The organism is Ensifer sp. 4252, assembly GCF_050434565.1.
GTDB lineage: Bacteria > Pseudomonadota > Alphaproteobacteria > Rhizobiales > Rhizobiaceae > Ensifer.
On sequence record NZ_JBNDIU010000036.1, the window covers coordinates 1 to 22885 of the forward strand.

The window sequence follows — 22885 nt, forward strand, 5'->3', positions numbered from 1 at the left end:
CCTCAGCCTGACTGAGACGAAAATGGACGGGCGAACAACAACCACGTAGCAATTTGATCTCGTAGGGTTGGGACCAACATCCCTCACAGGGGCCTCTGAGCGAACGGAGAAGCCTTTCACATACCTTGGCAAAAACCGATCCCCGGCCTCTCTCAACCGGAGAGGCTTCAGACAGATGCTTGCGTAGTCGTCCTTGCGACACTGGAAATTCAAGCTGAGTTTCAAACTAGCTCGCCGTCGACCCGATAATTCACATCTGGACAAACGGTACAAGAACCTTGCGGCCGGCAGAGGACCCGCCCCCAGCAGATATACCTGTTACCCGACCGCCCGCGCTGCAACCCCGTTCGTTCGCAGTAACGCCATTAGCACCGGACCTAGCGAGAATTCTCCGCGGCGCGCCTTCGCCGTCAAATCTCTAAGATATTCGGCCATCTGCGTCGGCCCCCACTCGACAGCCTTGAAGTGGTTGCGGCATTCTGTGACGGAGAAGAGGTCGCAGATGTCGCCGAGCGCCTGCGCGATGGCGTCGAGGCTGCGCGCGGTCCGTTTTCGCAAGGGTGTCTTGAGTTTGGCGAAAGCCGTCTCGATCGGGTTGAGATCGGGGACTAGGGTGGTAGGAACAAGAGCCACGCACCCAGGGTATGCACTACCCGATCGCTTAAGGTCGTATTTCGCCCGCTCCCGCAAACGACCCCAATATGGTCAACCACTCCTCCCGAGACGTCTTGCCGCTCCCTAAATCAGCGTGGCGAAGTTACCGCGGAAAGGTTGTCCCCACAAAGCACAGGTCTTGGGCATGATTAGGTTCCGCCGCTACATATCCTCATAGATCGCCTCGATACGGGAGGCCTCCTCCTCGGTAAGTGCGGCAAATTCCCGCTCCCGAGCACGCTTTGACAGTTTGCCGTTGTTCTGGCGCAGGAATCGGAACAGCAGATCGAGTAGCCTGTCTGGCATGTCGATCATTGCCTGTATCTGCGCTTTGAAATTGTCGTATGTCCTGAGGAACGCAGTCTCTGCCGGCAGATCGACGTCGACCGTGCGGGCGACGCATTCAAACAGAAATTCAACATGCGGCGTTGCGTCGAAGTAGCGGTAGAAGTCCGCTGTCTCGTTTTCCACCTCGACGTTCCCTTGGTCCGTCGGCCGCCATCGAATATGCGGCAGGAGACGACGGGAGTAGGTCTCCAGAACCCTGCGATAGTCGTCGATCCTGTCGAGGATGACGGCCGAGACGGGAAAGGCCAGGCCAGGCGGGTTGAAACCGCGTTCAGCCAGGACATGATGGATAAGATAGCGGTGCAGGCGTCCATTGCCGTCTTCGAAAGGATGGATGTAGACGAAGCCGAAGGCAAGAACCGCCGCGCCGAGCACCGGATCGAGATGTCGTGCCGCACCGCGATCGAAGGCAGTCAACCCGTCGACCAACGCCGGCAGATCCTCATGCCGCGCGCTGATGTGATCGGGGATCGGCGCGCCGCTCAAGCGGTCATGCTCGCCGACAAAACCGCCCTCGACACGCAAGCCGAGGTGGACGAAACGAGCATCGCCAATGACAATGCGCTGCAATCGCTCCAGTTCCACACGATCGACGGGGCGGCGGCCTGCCTCGCCGATCACTTGCCCCCAACGCTGGATTCGATCCTGCGGCGGATCTTCGCCTTCGATCTCGAAGCTCGAGCGGGAATCCTTGAGCAACAGGAATGCAGCTGTGCGTGCAAGCAAATCCGCCGGTACATCCGCGATAAGGCGCCGTGCCTCGTCGCCGAGCCTGCGGGCCACAAAATCATCGAGCACGGGCGTCCGAAAGACCATCGGGCAATAGGCCGGCGTTCCCGGCAGGTTGTTTTTTACCCGATGACGCGGCGACGTCGTGGTATCGATGGCCCATTGCCGCGCCGGGTCGACGACGAGCGCATAGCTGCCATGGGTCGCGTCGGGCAGGTCTAATCTTTCATCGAGCAACCATTCATAGAGAAACCAGAGCCGTCGGGCATAAGCGCCTGTCGGGGAGGCGTTAACGATTGCCGTGATCGGTTCTGGGCCGGTGGCACGAAACAGGGTCTTCAGGACGGCAAGATCAAGCCCCTCATAACGCAGGGCGAAGACAAGATGTGCCTCTAGGTCCGTATCCGGCTGATGACGCGGAGTGTAAAGATGCCACCCATCCGCCTGATAGACTTTGTGGCGCTGGCCAATCGCCGTGAGCGTGATCGGCATCGGCACGTTCAGATCATAGGCGTCGATCAGCGCGGCATAGCCAACGGGTATTGCGGCCTCTGGCAGCCAGCGGCCATGAAAAACGGTTACTTCTCGTGAAAAAGGCTTCTGCTGCCCAAACTCCATGAAATCCGATACTTTCTCCTGAAAAATGATTCCCAGGAGACAATTTCATGAAAAACGATAACATGCAATGCAGATAAACGCCCACCTTCGCCTTGCGCCCTAAGAACTGGCTCGTTTAGTTGGCTGCAACTGTACATACTCATGGGAGGACAATGAACCGCACCGGGTTTGCCGGAGGCCGTTTGGTGAAAGTTATGCGGCCATGGCTGGCGGGTCCCGCCTGGCGTAATACTGATCTGCTTCGGCTGGCGGTATGTTGCCGATGGTTAAACCAGCCTACCCATTCGAGTGGGGCGCATTCAACAGCTTCGAAGTTGCGTCACCGCCCGCGTCGACTGGGTCACTCGGACCGGTCTCGGGACCATGTTTGTAAGTTCCACAATATAACTTACGCAACTAACTTATTGATTTTATTAATTAATTCGACGAAGCAAACCGTTCGCTCGCTGGATGTCTGCGCCATCAGGCCCGTGCCCACCGGTATCTTCGACCCGGCGTATGAAATCAGACATATCAACAACGTGAATCGGTTCGCCCCAACCGATTCAAACACTTCTGTGGTTGCCGCCCGGGATGCAAGAAGATTTGATCTGAATGTGCGAGTGATCGAGTGCGGACTTCTGTAAGGCCTGTATCTACGGAATTTTCAGAAGCCGCTGGCAACAAATCAATTTGCGCCCGCAGCGGAATGCTCGCGAGATGGCAAGGAGTGGCCTGCGAACCAGTAGTAAGGCCTGCCAATTGCTTCGGTGCTCTCTTTCCCGTCGTCGAGCGCTTTACCAGCCAGGAGCCGCCGGATTCCAACAACACGCCGATTACCGAAATGGTTGTAAACTCGATGATCACCAATCTCGAGGACGGGGCGGAAGTCAAAGCCGGCCAGCCGGTCGATCTTCAGGGCATCGCCTGGGATGGCGGTTACGTCATCGTCGAAGTCGCTGTCTCCATCGATGACGGCAGTAGCTGGACATCGACGCAATTGGGCGAAGACCTTGGCCGATTCTCCTGGCGGCAATGGACGCATCGGCTCACCGCACAGCAAGCGGGCACCGTCACCGTCATGGTTCGCGCCCGCAACAAGATCGGACAAACGCAGGTTGAGGCCTTGCTGTTCAACGGGGCCGGATACCACAACAATATTGTGCAGACGCTCGGTCTAAAGTTTGTTTGAGGAAGTCGCCATGCCCGTCTCCCTGAAAGCTCTTCTGATGTCTGGCGTCCTTGCGGCTCTATCCTTTGAGGCGAAGGCGGATGGACCCGAATTCCAATTGAAACAGGGCGCCAATCTTGATGTCGTTGAAGAGAATTGCGCCGCCTGCCACAGCCTGGACTATATCGAGATGAATTCTCCCTTCCTCGATGAGAAGGGGTGGCAGGCATCGGTCGCCAAAATGGTGAAAGCGTTTGGAGCGCCGATCGAAACTGCCGATCAACAGAAAATCGTGGAATATCTTCTGGCCAATTACGGCAAGAAGTGAATAGCCCATCCGCCGCGGCGCAGTTGTTGCCAGCCCTCTTCGCGCGAGCAACCATCATTGCACATTGTGCAAGTGGGCGCGGGTACAGTCGACTTCTTGGCGCGTGTTCATGGCGCCTGACGTCCTGGCCAGTTCCCGGCCGCCTTGGAAAAGCACCAATGTCGGAATACGCCGGATGCCGAGCTTTGCGGCGACCAGCTGATCTCCTCGGAATTGAGTTTGACGGCGCGTATGCCTGGCTCGAGGATTTTCGCTGCCTCCGCATAAGCAGGGGCCATGCTGGACTGCCAGTCGAAGCGCCCGCCTGAGATTCAGGCGCGACAATGCCGAGAGTGATCGTATTGCGAACGTCCGAAGACAATGCTTCGTCATTGGCCCTCCGATTGCGAAGGACAGCATCGGGTCGGCTCGCGCCATAGCGAGAACATACCCGAACTCCGCAGAGGGGTCCGACAGTCGGGGCTGCGCGTGCAGGCGCCAGAGATCTGCTCTGAACGTGGAATTCTGCGCGTCCAAATCCTTAGGGTAGGATATGGCCCCCGCAAGCGATTCCCAATGGCTCTCGCGCTCCCGCTATCATTTCACTGCTCGGACGTCAGGGCGTAGACGCGACCGAAGGTCGCCGCCAAGCTACAGGGGGAGATCGCTAGCGACAAGCGAACGAAGTCACGATCGGTTCCGCCGCAACCGCCTCATCTAACTAATGTTTCATCATCAACGGTATCGTGGCATGCGCTAGCAGGTAGCGCGTGACGCGGCCAAGGAGCAGTTCGAGGAAATAACTGTGCTTGAATGCGCCGATAAGCAAGCAGGTCGAATACGCCGAATTTGCGAAGTCTAGAACTGCTTCCCCGACCGGGCGGCCTTCCGAGCTGATCGCCACGACATCACCTTTTACGCCAAGCTGGTCGAGAAGTTCTCTCGCCGTGAACTGGTAGTTGCCGTCCGGCTTGTCGTTTACGCACAGGACCGTGACCTGCTCCGCCGCAACCAGCCAGCGCCTTGCCGCGACGACGGCGTCGCGCGCATGAGCATGCGGCTTCCAGCCGATCAAGACATGCCGGAGCAGATCGCCCGAGTACTTGCCTACAGGTGGCACAAGCACCAGCTTCCGCTCGTTGAAAAGCAGGTCGTGGAAGGCGTCGCGAGCATCCAAATTGCCATGGGCGGGTAAGACGACAAGCGCGGTCTCGTGACATTCGCTCGCCACGCAACGGCCGAGATCGCCGCGGCAGTCGTCAAGCAGGATTTCACCGCGCTCAGGCTTAGCCAACTTCCACTCCTCGAATGCCCGCTCGACGCGCTCGAGACGCTCATGCGGCGAGCCTTCGTCGAGGTCGCGCAGCATTTGCAGGTCGATCTCCTCGGGTGCCGCGATCATCGCCTCCGGATCGGCCCCGACATGGGCGGCGGCCATGCAGCCTCCGATGGAGCGGGCGGCATCTTCCGCGATGTCCAGGCAGATGCGGGTGCTTGCCGCGTCGGGCAACAAGGCGACGACGTCCGAGTTGACGGTCGAAGCGCGAGCCTCGCGAGTGGACGCAAAACCAGCCGACGGGGCCTTTCTGGCGCTGCTCTTTGAAGTGGCTGTGTTCATCAGGACCTCCTCCGGCGATGCTCCCACATCGCGTCTGGTCCAGGTGCGTGCGCCATGCAAGAGAGGCTGCGGCGTGGGCGACAAGCGAATGTTACTCCCGCATCCGATTGGTAGCAATCTCGCCACGACCGATAGAGCTTAGACGGACGGTTGTGGCGCTGGTGGAGATGGCTGCCGAAGATGGTTCGGTAGAGGTCCTCGCCGAAGCTAGTGCGCAGCGGCTCTCCCTCGATCAGCTTGAAGGTCCGTGTTCCGTCTTCCCGCCGTTCGGCATGCGGGAATGCCACGTCCGGCCGCGCTTCCTCGGCAAAACTGTTGGCGAACTCGTACATGTGGCTGCTGCAGGCGCTCGGCTGTCAGCCCGCGTTTCTCGGCGATCGTCAGGGCATAGGATCGGCCGGTCGCCGGTCGCCGGACGACTTTGAACGTCCGGATCGCGTGATCGTCGGTATCGACGGTGCTGATCATGCTGACGGTCCGCTCGGAATGGGAGGCAAGCTCGTGGATGAAGGTCACCCAGACGGCGACCGCGTCGAGCGCGAGGATCTCCTCCTGCACCTTGCTGCTCAGAAAAGTGGCATCCCGCAAAGTGGTCGAGGTGAAGAACGTCTTTAGGTCGTATTCCTCGCGCCCAGCCTTGACCGAAGCGATGATCTGGTCGAGATTCAGATCGCCAAAGCAATTGGGCTGCGGTGACGGCCCAGCGGATTGGCCCGGCGCCGGAAACAGAATGCTATGGAACGGCAGCAGGCGTGCAGCCTCCTCGTCGGCGGCCGACGCGGTAGCGACCTCCTTCTGGGGTGAGGCCGAATGCAGTGCTGTGTCCGACGAAGCGAGCGTCGATCCCGCCGTGTTTCGCCGGAGGCGGGGGCGTTTCAGGGAGGCGTTGTGACCGTCCATGGAGCGGGCTCCTGCTGTTGATCGAGCAGGAGACATTGCCCGCAGCGGCTGTTATCCGGTGAACTCCACCACCTTTGAACGCACAATAATCAAGCCGTAGGACCACAACGTCAAGTTAAGCAATTGTGAGCTTCGAAACCCATTATTGACAGAATCGCTGCCATCTTTGTATCCGCAAGATCAACGGCAATGGTTTCTGCCGGGCCACAGTGACCGAACCGCTTCCCCCGATGAAGCTGATGACTCCTATTCGAACGCTAATTGGGCGTGGGAGTGGAGTCGTGCCTGAATTCCGTCTGTGCCATTCTCCCGTGAAAAATCTGTTAGTCGATCAGCGGCGAGACGCCGCGACGCGATTGCTCCTTGTCGAAGAAGGCCCGAGCAGCGGGTAGAAGGTGGAAGATTATGGCGTATTTGATCGTTTTTCTTGGTGCCGGCGTGGGCGGAGCTGCGCGTCACGGTGTCAATCAGCTCGCCGCGCATCTGTTCGGCCCGGCGTTTCCTTATGGAACGCTCGGCGTCAATTTCGCAGGTTCCCTCCTCATGGGAATTCTGGCCGAGTATTTCGCATTCCGCGGCGGGCTCTCCCAAGACGTTCGACTGTTCGTGACGACGGGATTTCTCGGCGGATTCACCACGTTTTCGACCTTTTCGCTCGACGCGATCAGCCTTTGGGAACGAGGACAGTGGGGAATTGCGGCAACCTATGTGGGGGCCTCGCTCGTTCTTTCTCTTGGAGGGCTGCTTGCCGGGCTGACAGTCATCCGTTTTCTTCTTCAAGGACAACCGGGATGAAGAATCTGCTTCCGCAGTCGGCGCTGGGTCGCTGCTCTATGGGGTCTGCTGAGGACCGGCTGGAGCTGCTGGCCGACGCGTTCGTCAAGCTGACCGATCATGACCAGTTGTCGCGCGAAACGGTGCGCCGTCGCCTGGCCGAGAACGATCTCAAGCCATGGCGCAAGGCGAAAGTTACCGAACGGCCGGCCGACTTCGCCCACTGCATGCGCGATCTCGTCGATGTCCATTATCCCGGCCGCCTACATCCGCGTGGTGCTCGACAATCTGTCGACCCACACACCCGCCGCGCTCTATCAAGCCCTGCCGGCCGCTGAGGCGCGCCGCATTCTCAGGCGGCTGGAATTCCACTACACGCCCAAGCACGCCAGCTGGATCTCAACATGGTCGAGATCGAAATCGGCGTCCTGCGCGACCAATACCTCGACCGCCGTATCGAAAGCCGCGACCGTCTCGTCGCCGAGGTCGCAGCCTGGGAACGCCGACGCAAGGCCAGTGGTGCTCGCATCAAATGGATCTTCTCCACCGAGCAAGCCCGCCTCAAATTGGCCAAAGCCTACCCCCCCCACGGCCAAAGAGTCATAACTCTGTGCAGAGACACTAGTGCTGCTTGTCGCATAGCGGCCTAACCCATCCATCGTCCCGGTGAAGGGACCTTGCTCCGGAGGGCTGATGGCTGCGTCCGTCCGAAGGACTTGCCTTGTTACCTCCTTCCGGTCAGGCCGCCATGGCTGGCTCGGTCGCGTGAGGAGGACGTTGGCCGCCTCGTAGAGCGCGGTTCGCACGCCCACATCGCCGATTGTCGACATGCGGCCGCTATGATCGGTCTCACCCGATTGATACTTCTTCGGCGTCAATCCGAAATGCGGCCCCACCGCTCGGGATGACCGGAAACGCTCCGGCGCATCAACGGCCGACACAAATGTCAGCGCCACCAAGACGTCAACGCCTGGCGTCGTCATCAACCGAAGTGAACAAGACAGCTCGACCGTCGCGAACGCACCGTCCAATCCAGTATATTCGATCTTTTTGCCGGGCACGAGATCGGCCGTGAATTGAAAGCCATGTCTCAGTGGCAGGATGAGCATGGCGAGGTGCTGAGCCGAGTGACAGAGGATCTGCGCCGACAAGGGGCAAGGAAACCGGCCGCGAGGGGCTGCCGGCCGAGGCTGTGCTGCGCTGCGCGCTGCTCAAGCAGCATCGCCAGTTGAGTTATCAGGAACTGGCCTTCCATCTCGAAGACTCCGCCTCGTTCCGCACCTTTGCCCGGCTGCCCTGGGGATGGAGCCCGAAGAAGTCGGTCTTGCACAAGACGATCAGCGCGATCCGGGCGCAAACCTTTGAAGAGATCAACCGGGTGCTGCTGGCGAGCGCCCTGCAGGAGAAGCTCGAAAGTGGCAAGGTCGTGCGCGTGGATAGCACCGTCACCGCCGCACTGATCCATGAGCCGAGCGACAGTAGCCTATTATGGGACGCTGACCGGGTGATGGTACGGCTGTTGCAGCAGGCCGATGGACTGGGTAGCACCATCCAATGGCACGATCATTGCCGCGCGGCGAAGAAGCGGGCTAGAGCGATCGAATATACCCGCGGTCGCCCGAAACGGGTGAACCACTACCGCGAACTGCTCAAGATCACGCGCACGACCTTGAGTTATCTGCAGCAGGCGAGTGAACAGTTGCCCCTGACGGCGGGCCCGGCCGGCGAACTGTGGCAGACCCAGCTCGGCCACTATAAGCCGCTGATCGAGCGGATCATCGCCCAGACCGAACGGCGGGTCCTGGCCGGCGAGCCGGTACCGGCTGGCGAGAAGCTGGTGAGCCTGTTCGAGCCGCATGCCGACATCATCGTCAAAGGCAGCCGCGACGTCGACTACGGCCACAAACTCAATCTGACCACCGGCAGAAGCGGACTGGTCCTCGACCTCGTCGTCGAAACCGGCAACCCGGCCGACAGCGAGCGCTTGCTGCCGATGCTGGAACGCCACATCGCCTTTTATGGCGAGGCGCCGCGTCAGGCGGCGGCCGACGGCGGCTATGCCAGCCGCGATAATTTGAGCGGAGCCAAAGCCTGTGGCATCCGCGACATGGCCTTCCACAAGAAGTGCGGCCTCAAGATCGAAGACATGGTCAAGAGCCGTTGGGTCTATCGCAAGCTCAGAAACTTCCGCGCCGGCATCGAGGCCGGCATCTCATGTCTGAAGCGCGCTTATGGCTTGGGGCGCTGCACCTGGCGCGGGCTCGACCACTTTAAGGCTTATGTCTGGTCCTCGGTGGTCGCTTACAATCTCGCCCTCCTTGCCCGCCTCAGGCCGACCTCACGCTCCTGATCCGGTAGCGTTCAGAGCAAGCCCGGCGAGCGTCAGCCGATACCCCACGACCCCATTGCCGCCAGATCGCTCTTCGGCCATAACCTGCGCGGCCTTCTGCCATCACGCGTCCTAAGAAACGATGGCAGCCGGCAAACAACCTTTCAAAACCGCAGAAAAACAGGCGTTTATGGACGGGCACTAGCTAGTTCGGATTAGAGCTGTCCTTCCGATAGGACGCCTCTGGCAAAAGGCATTCATCGGCCGCCCCGATCACAAGGCTGGCCGCCCTGTCTCGTCTCGAATGGAACGCGACGCGAAGTGTAATGGCAGGTCGACCCATCAAAGTCGAGCGGACTGCCGCAAAGTGGCGGCTATATGGTACCGTCTTGCTGGTTTGCCGACAGAAGGCGAGCCGGTACAATAATTTCGCAGATGGCGCCGCGTCTTTTCCGGAGACGAGTCAAGATGATGCTCAAAGTTCTATCGATGATCCTGGCATTCAGCGGACTCGCGCTTCAGACGATGGCAGCCGAGCCGGTTGATGTCGAACTCATGCTCGCGCTCGACATATCCGGTTCGATGGACATGGAAGAAGCGCGGGTGCAGCGGGCTGGCTATGTCGAGGCGCTGAGGCACCCGGATTTTTTGGACGCAGTTAAGGGCGGCTACCTTGGACGAATTGCCTTAGGTTATTTCGAATGGGCAGGGGTGGTAAACGAGAACTCAGTCATCGCTTGGCAAGTAATTGATGATGCAGAGGATGCCAAAGCGTTCGCAGCCAAGCTCGAGGCCCGACCAATTGGAACACGGCGTGCGACCTCAGTCTCAAACGCGATCTCCTTTGCTACGTCGCTAATTGAGGGGAATGAATTTTCTGGTATGCGACGAATCTTAGATATTTCAGGAGATGGACCAAACAACACCGGACCTCCCGTGATTACTGCACGCGCTGATACTCTGGCCCGCGGCATTGTCATCAACGGACTTGCCATCATGATTCGGCCCTCTGTCTCTTTCGGTCCTCTGGACCGGTATTATCGAGACTGCGTCATCGGCGGCCCCGGTTCCTTCGTGCTTGCCGTGCACGAGCCAGAGGACTTTGCCGTCGCTATCCGTCAAAAGCTAGTTATGGAAGTGAGCGGACGTTCGCCCGCTGACCGCTTTCAGCTCGCAGCAGGCGAACCGGCTACAGACTGTACGATTGGGGAAAAACTCTTACTGGCTCCATAAAGGCACGCGTGTCAGATCCTTTGCGTTGATCAGCGTACTGGTGCAATTTTTTGCTTCTGTCCTGAATTGATGACAGAGATCGCGTCCGGCACGCGCGTCAGGCGTGTGGTGCCTTTTCCGTCTGTAGACCACGTGAACGCTTTTGCTAAGCAAGCGGCTGTCGCTGCTGACCATTTAAGTGGGCGCCGGTCCAGTCAACAATTTGGCGCGTGTTCATGGCGCCTGAAGTCCTGGCGAGTTCCCGGCCGCCTTGGAAAAGCAATAACGTCGGAATGCCTCGGACGCCGAGCTCTGCGGCGACCTGTTGATGCTCTTCGGAATTGAGCTTCACCACGCGTATGCCCGGCTCGAGTATTTTCGCAGCCTCCGCATAAGCGGGAGCCATCATCCGGCAAGGACTGCACCAGGGTGCCCAGACATCAACAAGAACGGGGATGTCGTTGCGACTGATCTGGTGCCTGAACATCTCCGCGTCTGCGTCGACCGGATGTCCGTCGAACAGGGCTTGCTTGCAGACACCGCACTTAGCCAATTTCGCGTCACGGTTTGTCGCTAACCGGTTCACCCCGGCACAATGAGGACACACAACATGTCTACTCGTACTCACATCGAATTCCTGTGCTGAGCGCGAAACTCCCAGGGCGTGACCCGTCCATCCTTGTCAGTATCGGCCGCTTCGAAGCGAGCTTTGCCGGCCACCATGAACTCCGCCTTGCTGACCTTGCCGTTCTTGTCGGGGTCCATTTGAGCGAACCGGGTCTTCTTTCGTTCCTGCATGATCTTCTGCCGCGCTTCATTAAAGCCTCGTCCAGGGCCCATGCGCACACTCAAATATTCGTCCTCGGTCAACTCACCGTCATCATCACCGTCCATCGCGGCGAACACCAATTCCACCTGGGCGGCCGCTTCGTCATCGCTGATCATGCCGTCGTCGTTGATATCGATAGCACCTAGACGCTGCATCATTCCAGGACCAGGCCCCTGTCCCCAACCCCACCGCGGTCCGACGTCGTCATCGGCGAGCGCTTGCCCTGACCACCCAAGGGTCAACAGTACAATCATGAAGGCCTTGAACATCGCTGTACTCCTGCTTAGTGAGCATCAATGATAAGTCGCTGACCAACATTTGGTCATTGATCGGCATCAAATGTGCGAACCGAAGTCTCTGGCCGACAACGAGTGGCTCTGATTTTCTTTGCCTTATGATTGTGAGCGAGACGACCGGTCAAAGTCCCTCGACGACGCTCTGAAGCATCGACCGCACTAGCTTGGCGGTCTCCAAAAGCGTTGGATTGCCGATCGCCTGCATCGAGGCGACAGGATCAATTGCGGCGACCTCGATTTTGCCGCCACCAGCGTCCTGTACGATGACGTTACAAGGCAGCATCGTCCCAACCTTATCCTCGATCTTGAGCGCTTCATACGCCATTCGCGGGTTACAGGCACCGAGGATTCGATAGGGACGGAAGTCCACGTCGATCTTCTTCTTCAGCGTCTCCTTGACGTCTATTTCGGAGATGATGCCAAAGCCGGCGGCCTTCAATGCACCCGTCGTTCGCTGTACCGCTTCGTCAAAGCCGCATGACAATGTTTTTGCGAAATAGTAGCTCATTGGACTTCCTTTCATCGGTTTTCGTCGGTGCATTGCTACTTTCTTCAGAAATTCATGCTCGACCGAAATGTCCGCACAGGCGTCCATCGAAATGGATGCTTCGGTGCGCGTGCGATCAAGCCGCAATAATCTGGCCCACGCCTCTATAGATCATGTAGCCGGCGACCACGAAGATCAGTGAGGCGAACAATCTATTGAGCACGCCTTTCCTGGCCGAAAGATGTGCTGCGACGAATGCGCCAAGCGCTCCTCCTGCGACGCCGCCGAGAATGAAGACCGCTGCGAGCGCCCAATCGACATAGCCAGAAAAAGCGTAGTTCAGGGCCGTTGTCAGCCCAAGGGCTGTGACGGCGACGAGCGAGGAGCCAATGGCATTGATGATCGGCATGCCTGTCGCCGCAATCAGCCCGGGGACGATGAGGAACCCGCCGCCAATCCCGAAGAAACCGGATAGAATGCCGGTCATGCCGCCAAAACCCAGGACTTTGGAGGCATTCTCGGTATTGCATTGGGCTCCCGGATTGCCTTCGGCATCCCCCCGCTTGAACATCAGGGCGCCGATGACCAGCATCAACAGGGCGAACAGTATCAGCAGGTGCTGGCCGCTCACCATCTTGCCGAGCGTTGAACCGAGGAATGCCCCGGCGATCCCTGCGGCACTGTAGACGGAGGCGCAGCGCCATTTGACGTTCCCGAGGCGCGCGTGGGCGACAAGGTTCGTGAAGGCGTTGGCGGCAACTGCGAGCGCGCTGGTGCCGATCGCCAGGTGCGCGCTTGGCACTCCGACCAGATAGACCATCAGCGGGACGGCGAGTATCGAGCCACCGCCGCCGAACAGGCCGAGAGTGAAACCAACCAGGACACCGGAGAGCCCGCCGAACAAATATTGCAGAGTGTCGAGATACATGGGCAATTCCGTGGGCCCTAGGCCCTAGTGTTAGCGGAGGGGCTGGTTTTCAACGTGCCGCCGAGCGAAACGCGATAGGCCGCCATGCCGAGCACCATCGCCGCAACGAACACGGCGGCCTCCCATCGGCCGGTCGACAATGCGGCGATCGCTGGACCGGGGCAGAGCCCCACCAATCCCCAGCCCAGCCCGAAAAGGGCCGCGCCAGTCACCAGCTTCCAGTCGATCGAAGCATTTTCCGGCACATGCTGATAAGTAAGCGAACCGCTCCTGAGGAGCGTTGTACAATAAACATGCGCCGCTTCAGGTGCGTCCACCTCATTGAGGTCTGCCTTAAAGCCGGCTGACGGCATTTCATTGACCGACATCAAGGTCGCTAGCTTCCAAGGCAAGTTAGTCTAGCGCTATGGATTTCGGTCTGTCGCGAGCGTCCGTGTTCAAAAAGTGGAGTTGAGTATGGAACCCGAAGTGACCAGGGCGGAGACTTTACCGCACCGGTCGCACGCCCTCTCGGTAGCGGCCGTTGCGGATCATTTTGGTGTGGACCCGGCAGTTGGACTAACCCAGAAGGAGGTAGCGCGGCGGCTTGGCCGTTTCGGGCCGAACAAAGTCGCCCCGCGCAGGCCGGTCACCGAAATGGCCCTGATCCTGCGGCAGTTTGCCAGCTCCGTCGTGGCATTACTGGCGGCAGCATTGGTCCTCTCGCTCATTTATGCAGAATGGAAACAGGCAGCGACGATCGCCGCCGTGCTCGTGATCAATGCAGCCATAGGCTATTACACAGAGCGGCAAGCTGTGCGCTCCATGGAAGCGCTGCGGCAAATCGCGGCGCGTAACGCGCGGGTGCGGAGGGACGGCCAGTCTCGTCAGATTTCGGCCGACCAGCTTGTGCCCGGTGACGTGGTGGTCATCGACGCGGGCGACGTCGTGCCGGCCGACATGCGATGCGCAAGCAGTGCCGCATTGAGCGTGGACGAGTCTGCACTCACTGGCGAATCCCTCCCGGTCGAGAAAGGTGTCGAGACCAATCCCGAATTCGCGGCGCTTACCGAACGCAGCGCCATGCTGTTCAAAGGCACGCACATCGTGCGGGGCAGCGGCGAGGCTATCGTCACCGGCACGGGAATCGCCACCGAGATCGGGCGTATCGCCGAACTCGTCGAGGGGGCAGCGAGTGGCGAATCGCCACTGGAGCGGCAACTCGCACTCCTCTCCCGTCAGCTCATCTGGCTCACGCTCGCGCTCGCCGCCGTCGTCGCCGCGGCCGGCATCTATTCCGGGAAGCCGATCTTCCTGATGGCGGAGACTTCGATCGCGCTCGCCGTGGCGGCAATCCCGGAAGGTCTGCCGATCGTCGCCACGCTGGCGCTCGCCCGCGGCATGATGCGCATGGCCGGTCGCAATGCGCTCGTTGAGAACCTGGCGGCGGTGGAGACGCTCGGCTCCACCACACTCATCCTCACCGACAAGACCGGCACCCTCACCGAGAACCGTATGGAAGTGGAGCGCGTCCTCACCCCGTCCGGCGAGTACTCCATCGACCACTTGCGAGCTGTGATCCTGAAGGACCGGAACCCGGTCGACCCCGCCACTGATCCGGGGCTGATGCGGGCGCTGCTTGTCGGCGTACTCTGCTCAAACGCCGAATATGACCACCATGCGGGTTTCGGCACAGGTGACCCAATGGAAGTGGCGCTCTTGCGTGCCGGCGGCTTTGCAGGACTCCACCGCCGCGAGCAGATCGACACCTATCCGGAAGTGGCGGAGCATCCTTTCGATACGGCGACCAAGCGGATGGCGACTGTGCACCGCCACGGCGACGGCCACTTCGCCGCCGTCAAAGGCGCACCGGAAGAAGTGCTGGCGTCGGCCGATCGGATCGGCGTCGAGGCGGCCCCGCTGGACGACACCGCGCGAGCAGCATGGCTCGGCAGTGCCGAACGCCTGGCGGCGGATGGCTTGCGTGTGCTCGCTGTCGCCATCCACCCGGAAGCAGAGCCGGCGGAACCGATTGCCCGTAGTCTCGCCTTTCTCGGCCTTGTCGCCTTCCGCGATCCCCCACGGCACGATATCGCCGATGCTGTCGCGGCAATGCGCAGCGCCGGCATCCGCGTCGTGATGGCAACCGGCGATCATCCGAGCACGGCGCTCAGCATCGCCCGGGCCGTCGGCATGACGGAGCCCGATGCGACGGTGACGGCCGGGGCAGAACTGTCGCGCCTCGGGGAAGTGGCGGAAGCCGAGCGCAAGAAGATCGCTCGCGGAGATGTCTTCGCCCGCATGACTCCGGAGCAGAAGCTCAACCTGATCGACCTTTTCCAGCGCGAGGGCGAGGTGGTTGCCATGATCGGCGACGGTGTCAACGATGCGCCGGCGCTGACCAAGGCCAATATCGGCATCGCCATGGGTCAGCGTGGCACCGACGTGGCGCGCGAGGCGGCCGACATGGTGCTGCTCGATGATGCCTTTTCCACCATTGTCCATGCAGTGCGCGAGGGGCGGATCATCTTCGACAACATCCGTCGCTTCTCGACCTATCTGCTCTCCTGCAATCTCGCCGAGGTGCTGGTGGTCGGCCTCGCCGTCTTTTCCGGCCTTCCGCTACCACTGATGCCGTTGCAGATTCTCTTCCTCAATCTAGTGACAGATGTCTTCCCTGCCTTCGCGCTCGCCACTGGAGAGGGGGAGGGAGACGTGCTGGCCCGTCCGCCCCGCCCGCCGAAGGAGCCGATGGTTTCAGCCGAACAGTGGCGCGCAGTGGTGAGCTACGGGTTGGCGATTGCGGCAAGCACGCTGATCGCGCTCGTCGTCGCTACCAACTGGCTCGAGCTTGGAGAGCAGGAGGCGACGACGATCTCCTTCCTCACCATTGCGCTTGCCCAGCTCTGGCACGTTTTCAACATGCGCAGCCGCGGCAGTGGACTATGGCGGAACGCCGTTACGAAAAACCGCCTCGTCTGGTATGCGCTCGCGCTGTGTTTCGGGCTGATCTTAGCAGCTGTCACAGTGCCGGTCTTGGCTGAAGCGCTTCAGATTGTGCAGATTGGGGCCGCCGGATGGGCACTGGCGCTCGGGTGCAGCTTGCTGCCGCTGATTGGAGGGCAGGCATGGCTGGTAGGTAGGCGCGGCCGGACGACCCCTGCTTTCAGGAATGTCTGTCTAGGCGCCCACAAGGCCAGGAGCGAGTTGTAAGGAAGCGCCGTTAGCCATGTGCCCCACTGATATCTACGCGCGGTATGCCGCGCGTCGGCTCCCATAGCTCGACCGGGTTGCCTTCAGGATCGTGGATCCGCGCAAAGCGACCGCTTTGGTCTCAATCTCACCCACGCATTCGGGATTGATCATGCCCCACGCGCCAGGGCGTCATCGCGGGCGAGTGCGATTTGGCAGTCCCGTGTTGTTGTGCCCCTCACCGGAGGGTCGAGGATGCGGCGCGCTCTGAAATGGGCGTTGGTTTCGATCAGTTTCGTGCCAAAACGGATTGCCACTAAAGACCGAGGTGCCGGGTCGCGTGCCGACCGGGCGGAACGCACGACGCCGCAAAATATCCTGGCCATGCGGCGCGAGCGACCGTCTTGACGATCTTCCGCCAACCTTGTTCATTCGGGTAATGTTCAAACCCGCAAACACCGTGCAGATCAGAGTTTCCATTGATGAGATCGAGCCGGGCGCCTGGCGCCGTCTGGTCCTGTCAGGCCATTGGAACCTGGAGTATCTGCATCTCGGAATTCAGGCCGCGTTCAACTGGTGGAACTATCATCTCTATGAGTTCCGCATCGGTGGTCTGCGATATGGAGACGTCGATATCCTGACGGAGGATGCGACCGACGACGTGAATTAGCGACCGACGACGATCCTCGAGTCTTCGATCAGAGAGAGGTTCGCTTGCTGGACTTCGAGCAAGGTGCTGTCTTTAGCTACCACTATGATTTCGGGGATGGCTGGCGGCACACCGTCGCGGTCGAGGAATTCTTAACGCTCGCTGCTACGCCCAAACACGGGACCTGCGTCGCCGGCGAAAGGGCCCGACCGCCCGAGGATGTTGGCGGCGTGTCGTGTTATGAGCGGTTTCTGGAGATCATCGCGGACCGGGAAGATCCCGAATAGGACGAAACCATTCGGTGGTGCGGTGGCTACTTTGATCCGGAATGGTTCGACCTTTCCACCGCGGACAAGGATGTTCGCAATGCTTTGCGCTCCAACGTCAAGCGGCGCTTGTATCAACCCAGGCCGAAAGCCGTCCCAAAGAAGTGACTCCGCGAGGGTTCGAAGTGAGCACCTTGAGTAGAATCGAACCTCAGACTATAGGCCCTCGCGCTTGGTGGACGCCCGGCGGCCCGTTTTGCCCAACGTCTGATGCTTCCCGTCAGCAACGACACCTTGCTACGCGTCATCCGCAGGCAAGGCCTTCCGCCATCAGCCCCACCCTCGGTGATAGGCATCGATGATTGGGCCTGGCGTCGCAACCATCGCTACGGCACGATCGTGTGTGATCTGGAACGGCGGCGGCCGGTCAGTCTGCTGCCAGACCGCGAGCCAGCGACGGCGGAGGCTTGGCTGCGGCAGAACCCCCAAATCCAAATCGTTGCCCGCGACCGTGGCGGCGCTTACGGGCTGGCGGCCGCAAGCGCGTTGCCTGATGCAGTGCAGGTCGCTGATCGATGGCATTTGATGGAGAATGCCAGCCGTGCATTCCTGGACGCGGTCCGCAAATCGATGCGGCAAATCCGCAAGACGCTCGGCGCAACGCGCGTCGATCCGAAGCTGCTGACTGCGGCCGAACGCCTTCAATACGAAGGCTATCTCCGGGCCTTTATCAACCAAAGACAGCGACTGCTGATTTGACGATGATGCCACCATCCGGACTCCTGCGCATTTGACGGCCGGTAGCGGCGCGGAAGACCTGCAGCAATTGCAGCGCCGGCGGCACCCGCGACCACAGGGTTTTCATGCGTTCCCTGCCATTTCGGCTTTTTCGCACAGCCTGGCCCGTCACAATGCGCTGTGACCAGCGGAAACCGATCTCGTGGAAATACAGGAAGGTCGCAGCAGAGATCGACGGGCTGGTGCGAGACTTCGTCCGAACAAGGCAAAATCTCCTGTCGACAATGATTGAGGTGCCGGGCCTGATCGAGCGTCGCAAGGTGGGCCGCGCGGGTAGCGACCCGATCTCGACCAGAATGTCGCCCTCCGAGAACGGAATGACGCTTGGCTTTTCGACCAGTCTGGCGCAGCTTCGTCCCGCCGAAGAGATAGAAAAGGGGGGTGAAAACGCGCCGGCAGTTTCACCGTTCAATGTCTGGATCGACGGCACCGCAACGGTGCACAAACGTGATGAAGATGGCGGACGCTGGGGTACTTTCGGGATGCAGCCTTAGTTCGCCTTGAGGGCTGCCGCAATGGTCGCGAACATTGTCTCGACCTCGTCTTCTCCAATCGTCAGCGGTGGCGACAGCACAATCGTGTTTGCCACGGGGCGAACAAGCACGCCCTTCTCGAAGCAGAACTCGTAGACTTTCTTGGCCAGCACCCTGCCGCTGACGGCATCCTCTCCGAGTTCGATGCCGGCGAGCAGACCCAGATTGCGGATGTCGACGATCCCGGGAAGACCCTTCAGGCTATGCGCACATGTCTGCCAGTGCGGCTCCAGCCTTGCCGCCTTTTCAAACAAACCCTCGGAAACATAGACATACAGCGCGGCGAGCCCCGCCGCCGCTGCCAGCGGATGGCCCGAATAAGATGGGAAAGTTCGACCGCTCCTGCCTGAGCCTTGGCGGCAATCGGCTCATAGACTGCGGCATTGACGATCACGCCACCCATCGGGACCGCGCCGTTGGTCATGCCTTTTGCGACCATCAGCAGATCGGGTTTCACCGCGAAACGATCAGCGGCGAAAGGCCGGCCGAGCCGCCCGAATTGGCCGCCTGAGCGCGCTGAAAAGTTCTCGGGCCACCGGCCGCCGCCCAATCCAGCATCCGGGAAACCGTGCCGTAGACATCCGGCTTTTCCAATTGCGTTCCCATGAAGACGCCGAAAAGCGATTGGTTCGCCTGAAGCGCCAGCCACAGATCGATACTGAGCTGCGAACCGCCGGCGTTGCCGACGAAGACCAGACGCCCCTCGGGGCGCAAAGCCGCACGAGAGCTTTGCAGGGTCGCCCCTACCGGGTCCACGACCAGATCGACGCCGCAACCGGCCAATCGCTCTCTTCAATCTCCGCTGGCAAGGCGATGGATGGATCCGACGGCTACACGATTAACCTCGTTGACGCACCGGTTGCGCAGACGGCCAAGAAGATTCTCGGCGCCAACAGCTCAGTCAAATCGCTCCGCTTACACGAACATCATAACGACCATGTAGCCCACAATAACGAGCAATAAGCCACCGACCAGCATTGGCACGAGTGTACTTCCCGACTGACGATCGTTCATGTTGCAATTCCGCCTATTTTTTGGTTTCGTTTGTTGGCTAAATGACTTTGGTCGGGCCCTGCCCAGCGCTTTCTGCTGACCGACGAGGATGGTCGACGAACGCAGCTAGCCTCCCAAGGTCGAAGGTCGCCTAAGGTCAAGGGACTCCTCACTGACAATGCAGTTGTCGGCGTCGACAATGCCCCGCCAGACCGAGTTGCCGTTGCGCACAGTCAGGCGCTTGCGGCCTTCGTCGCTATCGACGCCGCGCTCTACTATGCTGGTCACGAGGCCAAGACGCATTCGGCGCCGAAGTTCACTCGCCTCCATCGAAAGCCGCACCGCCAGAAATTCCGGGTCCAGAACATAATCTCCGGCCTGGTCAAGCTCGAGCCTCATCTGGCCCCTCATCGAATGTACGCCGCCAGTAGCGGCAAAAAGATACATTGACGATATATGTTTTCGTCCGCATAGTGAAGCGCATTTTCATCACACACCCATCGTCGTTGGACGACAAAGGGCCGCATCGGCCTGATAGAGGGCTGAATCCAGGCATGAGCAAAGGCGCAAAGGACAAACCAACCATCGTAATCGACGGCCGGGTGCTGCCCGAGCAGTTAGACGAGCAGATGATCCACGAGGTGGTTCACGGCTTCTACGACGAGATCCGCAAGGATGCTCTGCTCGGGCCGGTGTTCAACAGCGCCATCGCGCGGCATGAGTGGCTACAGCATCTGACGAAAATGTGCGCCTTCTGGTCATCTTTGATGCTTCGCAGCGGCCGCTATGACGGCCGCCCGCTGCCGCCGCACCTGGCCCTTCCTGACCTGGGCGAACAGCATTTCCGGCAATGGCTGGGTTTGTTTCGCGCTACCGTCGAAAAACTCTGCCCGCCGGAGATTGCGGCGCTGTTCATGGAACGGGCATTGCGCATTGCGCATTCCTTCCGCCTTGCACTGGCCTACAATCGCGGTGAAAACACGTTGTCCGTCGAACCGATCACGGCCGACAGCCTATGACCTTCCGGGGCAACCGGCAGGATCGGCATGCGCAAAGGTTGGAGCGAAATGAGGCTGACGAACTTTTCCGACTACACGCTGCGCATGCTGATGTTCGCGGCGTCCGCTGGGGACCGGCTGTTTACGATCGAGGAAACGGCGCGCGCCTTCGGCGTGTCCAAGGCGCATCTCAACAAGGTGGCCAACACGCTCACCCGTGCCGGATACCTGACGGCGGTTCGCGGCAGATCGGGTGGGCTGACGCTCGGACGTCGTCCGGAAGACATCCGCATAGGTGACGTGATCCGGTTAACCGAGCCGGACTTCGCCCTGGTCGAATGCTTTGCCACCGGCAACCAGTGCACGATCACGCGTTGCTGCAAGCTTTCCGGCATGCTGCGCGACGCGCTGTCGTCGTTCCAAAACACCCTCGACCGTTACACGCTTGCCGACATCGCACTGACGCGCCAGGATTTCCTGGTGGATACGCCCCGCACCTAGTGACTGCCCCGGCGCGGGAACGACCGCGCTTGGCTCCGGTTGGCCATATCGCAAAAATTGCACGCAACTGCAGGTCAAATTCACTTGCCTGGGAGCGGGAATGGCGGACAATCCCGGATGAGTTGCCTGTTGGGTCGGTAAGCCCAGCGTCGCAGTGACGATACCGGCAGCTGCCCTTCGACGGAGGAGAAGATGTCCGGTAACCCTTCAGACCCGAGCGGACCCGACCTCGCCGTCGGCCTTGCGCTCGCCGATCTTCCCGATGGCGGCAAGCTGGTCGGTCATCGCGATGGCGAGCCGGTGCTTCTGCTGCGCCGCGGATCCGAGATATTCGCAATAGCCGCCAACTGCTCGCATTACGGTGGGCCGCTGGTCGATGGCCTCGTCGCCGACGACACTGTCCGCTGCCCCTGGCATCACGCCTGCTTTCACCTGCGCACCGGTGAGGCCCTGCGTGCTCCGGCGTTATCGCCGCTCGCATGCTGGTCGGTTGAACAGCGCGGCGACAGAATAATCGTTGGCGAGAAGCGCAAGAAGCAGACGCCGGCCCCACGCGAGGGTGATGCCGGGGCGGCTCCCGAAAAGATCGTCATCGTCGGTGGTGGCGCCGCCGGCTTTGCCGCCGCCGAGAGGCTGCGGCGCGAACAATTTCAGGGCGCCATCGTCATGATCAGCGATGACGAGGCGCTGCCCGTCGACCGCCCTAACCTTTCGAAGGACTATCTCGCCGGTAAGGCTCCGGAGGATTGGATCCCGCTGCGCAAGGAGGGCTTCTATGCCAAGAACGGCATCGACTTGCGCCTGGGAACCAGGGTTGCTGGCATCGATGTCCGCGCCAGCGAAATCTTGCTCGCCGATGGGGCTCGGGTCGCCTTCGACAGACTGTTGCTGGCAACGGGCGCCGAACCGGTTCGCCTGACCATCCCCGGCGCCGACCAGCCTCATGTCCACACGCTGCGCTCGCTTGCCGACAGCCGGAAGATCATCGTGCAAGCTGGAACCGCACGCAGTGCCATCGTCCTGGGCGCCAGCTTCATCGGCCTCGAAGTTGCCGCCGCCCTTCGGACCCGCGGTGTCAAAGTGCATGTCGTGGCGCCCGAGGAACGCCCGATGGAACGGATACTGGGGCCGCAGATCGGCGATTTCATCCGCGCCCTGCATGAGGAAAATGGCGTCATCTTCCACCTTGGAGATACCGTGGTAAGCATTGGCGCGAGTGAGGTCCGGCTGAGCGGCGGCAGCACCCTGGCCGCCGACATGGTCGTCGTCGGCATCGGTGTGCGGCCGCGGGTCGATCTCGCTGAAAGGGCCGGTCTCGCCACCGATCGGGGCGTCCTGGTCGATGCCTATCTTGAGACCAGCGTGCCGGGCATATATGCGGCCGGTGATATTGCCCGGTGGCCCGATCCCCACAGCGGCGAGAACATCAGGGTGGAGCACTGGGTGGTGGCGCAGCGGCAAGGTGCTGTGGCCGCACTCAACATGCTCGGACACCGGCAGAAATTCACGGATGTGCCTTTCTTTTGGAGCCAACATTACGACGTTCCGATCAACTATGTCGGCCATGCCGAGGGATGGGACGAGATCGAGGTCGAGGGCGACATTCCCGCCAGGGACTGCCTCCTGCGCTTCAAGCGCGGCGGACGTGTGCTGGCGGTCGCCACGATCTTGCGCGACACCGAGAGCCTTGAGGCAGAACTGGCGATGGAGCGGGATGAGGCCTAGTAGGACGAACTACTACCCGAGATCCTGCCCTACTCTTTCTGGACGAGGCGAGTTCGGCGCTCGACGGAGCCA

At 60.4% G+C, this 22885-nt stretch carries 24 protein-coding genes, 6 pseudogenes and 1 riboswitch; of the genes and pseudogenes, 14 read left to right on the forward strand and 16 right to left on the reverse strand.

Features of this window, described 5'->3' with window-relative positions; all coding sequences use genetic code 11:
- Positions 1-318: 318 nt before the first annotated feature.
- From ABIE33_RS33345 to ABIE33_RS33355, 3 genes and pseudogenes are all read right to left on the reverse strand, one after another.
- A complete protein-coding gene (locus ABIE33_RS33345) occupies positions 319-633 on the reverse strand; it encodes a hypothetical protein (RefSeq protein WP_429133110.1) in 315 nt (104 codons plus the stop codon).
- 183 nt (positions 634-816) lie between these two features.
- On the reverse strand, positions 817-2349 hold the full coding sequence (locus ABIE33_RS33350; RefSeq protein WP_429133034.1) for a Fic family protein: 1533 nt from the start codon (positions 2347-2349) through the stop codon (positions 817-819).
- A gap of 192 nt (positions 2350-2541) precedes the next feature.
- Positions 2542-2668, reverse strand: a pseudogene (locus tag ABIE33_RS33355) (IS3 family transposase); the annotation flags it as partial.
- A 291-nt stretch (positions 2669-2959) separates the two neighbouring features.
- Between ABIE33_RS33355 and ABIE33_RS33360 the strand changes: the two are divergent.
- Positions 2960-3520 (forward strand): hypothetical protein, encoded by a 561-nt coding sequence (locus ABIE33_RS33360; RefSeq protein WP_429133036.1) that lies wholly within the window; start codon positions 2960-2962, stop codon positions 3518-3520.
- A gap of 10 nt (positions 3521-3530) precedes the next feature.
- A complete protein-coding gene (locus ABIE33_RS33365; RefSeq protein WP_429133038.1) occupies positions 3531-3827 on the forward strand; it encodes a cytochrome c in 297 nt (98 codons plus the stop codon).
- A gap of 700 nt (positions 3828-4527) precedes the next feature.
- Here ABIE33_RS33365 and ABIE33_RS33370 read toward each other — a convergent pair.
- Together ABIE33_RS33370 and ABIE33_RS33375 are read right to left on the reverse strand one after the other, a co-directional pair.
- Positions 4528-5424 carry a universal stress protein gene (locus ABIE33_RS33370; protein WP_429133041.1) on the reverse strand — a complete coding sequence of 299 codons (897 nt, stop codon included), beginning with the start codon at positions 5422-5424 and terminating at the stop codon, positions 4528-4530.
- 207 nt (positions 5425-5631) lie between these two features.
- Positions 5632-6324, reverse strand: a complete 693-nt coding sequence (locus tag ABIE33_RS33375; protein WP_429133043.1) for a hypothetical protein — start codon at positions 6322-6324, stop codon at positions 5632-5634.
- Positions 6325-6500: 176 nt separating this feature from the next.
- A riboswitch (Fluoride riboswitch) is annotated at positions 6501-6580 on the forward strand.
- A 149-nt stretch (positions 6581-6729) separates the two neighbouring features.
- Between ABIE33_RS33375 and crcB the strand changes: the two genes are divergently transcribed.
- Complete coding sequence (crcB, locus tag ABIE33_RS33380) at positions 6730-7119, forward strand: fluoride efflux transporter CrcB (RefSeq protein ID WP_429133045.1); 390 nt, start codon at positions 6730-6732, stop codon at positions 7117-7119.
- A gap of 5 nt (positions 7120-7124) precedes the next feature.
- Positions 7125-7748: pseudogene (locus tag ABIE33_RS33385) on the forward strand (transposase); the annotation flags it as partial.
- A gap of 99 nt (positions 7749-7847) precedes the next feature.
- Here the strand turns inward: ABIE33_RS33385 and ABIE33_RS33390 are convergent.
- Positions 7848-8087, reverse strand: a pseudogene (locus tag ABIE33_RS33390) (transposase); the annotation flags it as partial.
- Positions 8088-8135: 48 nt separating this feature from the next.
- Between ABIE33_RS33390 and ABIE33_RS33395 the strand changes: the two are divergent.
- A pseudogene (locus ABIE33_RS33395) lies at positions 8136-9448 on the forward strand (ISNCY family transposase).
- Between the two features lie 450 nt (positions 9449-9898).
- On the forward strand, positions 9899-10660 hold the full coding sequence (locus tag ABIE33_RS33400) for a DUF1194 domain-containing protein (RefSeq protein WP_429133099.1): 762 nt from the start codon (positions 9899-9901) through the stop codon (positions 10658-10660).
- Positions 10661-10805: 145 nt separating this feature from the next.
- Here ABIE33_RS33400 and trxC read toward each other — a convergent pair whose 3' ends face one another.
- From trxC to ABIE33_RS33425, 5 genes are all read right to left on the reverse strand, one after another.
- Positions 10806-11267, reverse strand: coding sequence for a thioredoxin TrxC (gene trxC / locus ABIE33_RS33405; protein WP_429133047.1), 462 nt, complete (start codon positions 11265-11267; stop codon positions 10806-10808).
- Complete coding sequence (locus tag ABIE33_RS33410) at positions 11264-11737, reverse strand: EF-hand domain-containing protein (protein WP_429133049.1); 474 nt, start codon at positions 11735-11737, stop codon at positions 11264-11266. The genes trxC and ABIE33_RS33410 overlap by 4 nt, the downstream gene beginning before the upstream one ends.
- A gap of 148 nt (positions 11738-11885) precedes the next feature.
- Entirely contained in the window at positions 11886-12272 is a 387-nt protein-coding gene (locus ABIE33_RS33415) for a DUF302 domain-containing protein (protein ID WP_429133100.1), read from the reverse strand.
- A gap of 115 nt (positions 12273-12387) precedes the next feature.
- Positions 12388-13179, reverse strand: a complete 792-nt coding sequence (locus ABIE33_RS33420; RefSeq protein ID WP_429133051.1) for a sulfite exporter TauE/SafE family protein — start codon at positions 13177-13179, stop codon at positions 12388-12390.
- A gap of 17 nt (positions 13180-13196) precedes the next feature.
- A complete protein-coding gene (locus ABIE33_RS33425) occupies positions 13197-13547 on the reverse strand; it encodes a DUF6691 family protein (RefSeq protein WP_429133053.1) in 351 nt (116 codons plus the stop codon).
- An 88-nt stretch (positions 13548-13635) separates the two neighbouring features.
- Between ABIE33_RS33425 and ABIE33_RS33430 the strand changes: the two genes are divergently transcribed.
- The 4 genes and pseudogenes from ABIE33_RS33430 to ABIE33_RS33445 all read left to right on the forward strand — a co-directional run.
- Complete coding sequence (locus ABIE33_RS33430; protein ID WP_429133054.1) at positions 13636-16371, forward strand: cation-translocating P-type ATPase; 2736 nt, start codon at positions 13636-13638, stop codon at positions 16369-16371.
- A gap of 439 nt (positions 16372-16810) precedes the next feature.
- A complete protein-coding gene (locus tag ABIE33_RS33435) occupies positions 16811-17020 on the forward strand; it encodes an IS1096 element passenger TnpR family protein (protein WP_429133056.1) in 210 nt (69 codons plus the stop codon).
- 44 nt (positions 17021-17064) lie between these two features.
- A complete protein-coding gene (locus tag ABIE33_RS33440; protein WP_429133058.1) occupies positions 17065-17286 on the forward strand; it encodes a plasmid pRiA4b ORF-3 family protein in 222 nt (73 codons plus the stop codon).
- A gap of 204 nt (positions 17287-17490) precedes the next feature.
- Positions 17491-17988 (forward strand): annotated as a pseudogene (locus tag ABIE33_RS33445) (ISL3 family transposase); the annotation flags it as partial.
- A gap of 7 nt (positions 17989-17995) precedes the next feature.
- On the opposite strand, the pseudogene ABIE33_RS33450 reads toward ABIE33_RS33445, so the two are convergent.
- A pseudogene (locus tag ABIE33_RS33450) lies at positions 17996-18217 on the reverse strand (IS1595 family transposase); the annotation flags it as partial.
- A 70-nt stretch (positions 18218-18287) separates the two neighbouring features.
- Here ABIE33_RS33450 and ABIE33_RS33455 point away from each other — a divergent pair.
- Positions 18288-18557, forward strand: coding sequence for a hypothetical protein (locus ABIE33_RS33455; protein WP_429133113.1), 270 nt, complete (start codon positions 18288-18290; stop codon positions 18555-18557).
- On the opposite strand, the gene ABIE33_RS33460 is transcribed toward ABIE33_RS33455, so the two are convergent.
- From ABIE33_RS33460 to ABIE33_RS33475, 4 genes are all read right to left on the reverse strand, one after another.
- Positions 18554-18901, reverse strand: coding sequence for an aminotransferase class III-fold pyridoxal phosphate-dependent enzyme (locus ABIE33_RS33460; protein WP_429133101.1), 348 nt, complete (start codon positions 18899-18901; stop codon positions 18554-18556). The two genes, ABIE33_RS33455 and ABIE33_RS33460, sit on opposite strands and share 4 nt — an antisense overlap.
- A complete protein-coding gene (locus ABIE33_RS33465) occupies positions 18793-19035 on the reverse strand; it encodes a hypothetical protein (protein ID WP_429133103.1) in 243 nt (80 codons plus the stop codon). The genes ABIE33_RS33460 and ABIE33_RS33465 overlap by 109 nt, the downstream gene beginning before the upstream one ends.
- A gap of 14 nt (positions 19036-19049) precedes the next feature.
- A complete protein-coding gene (locus ABIE33_RS33470; RefSeq protein WP_429133060.1) occupies positions 19050-19379 on the reverse strand; it encodes a zinc-binding dehydrogenase in 330 nt (109 codons plus the stop codon).
- A 336-nt stretch (positions 19380-19715) separates the two neighbouring features.
- Positions 19716-19988, reverse strand: coding sequence for a DUF6522 family protein (locus tag ABIE33_RS33475; RefSeq protein ID WP_429133062.1), 273 nt, complete (start codon positions 19986-19988; stop codon positions 19716-19718).
- 74 nt (positions 19989-20062) lie between these two features.
- On the opposite strand from ABIE33_RS33475, the gene ABIE33_RS33480 reads away from it, so the two are divergent.
- The 3 genes from ABIE33_RS33480 (at position 20063) to ABIE33_RS33490 (ending at position 22813) form a co-directional block, all read left to right on the forward strand.
- Positions 20063-20608, forward strand: coding sequence for a group III truncated hemoglobin (locus ABIE33_RS33480; protein WP_429133064.1), 546 nt, complete (start codon positions 20063-20065; stop codon positions 20606-20608).
- Positions 20609-20656: 48 nt separating this feature from the next.
- On the forward strand, positions 20657-21088 hold the full coding sequence (locus ABIE33_RS33485; protein ID WP_057215310.1) for an RrF2 family transcriptional regulator: 432 nt from the start codon (positions 20657-20659) through the stop codon (positions 21086-21088).
- Between the two features lie 192 nt (positions 21089-21280).
- A complete protein-coding gene (locus ABIE33_RS33490) occupies positions 21281-22813 on the forward strand; it encodes an FAD-dependent oxidoreductase (RefSeq protein ID WP_429133066.1) in 1533 nt (510 codons plus the stop codon).
- Positions 22814-22885: the final 72 nt, after the last annotated feature.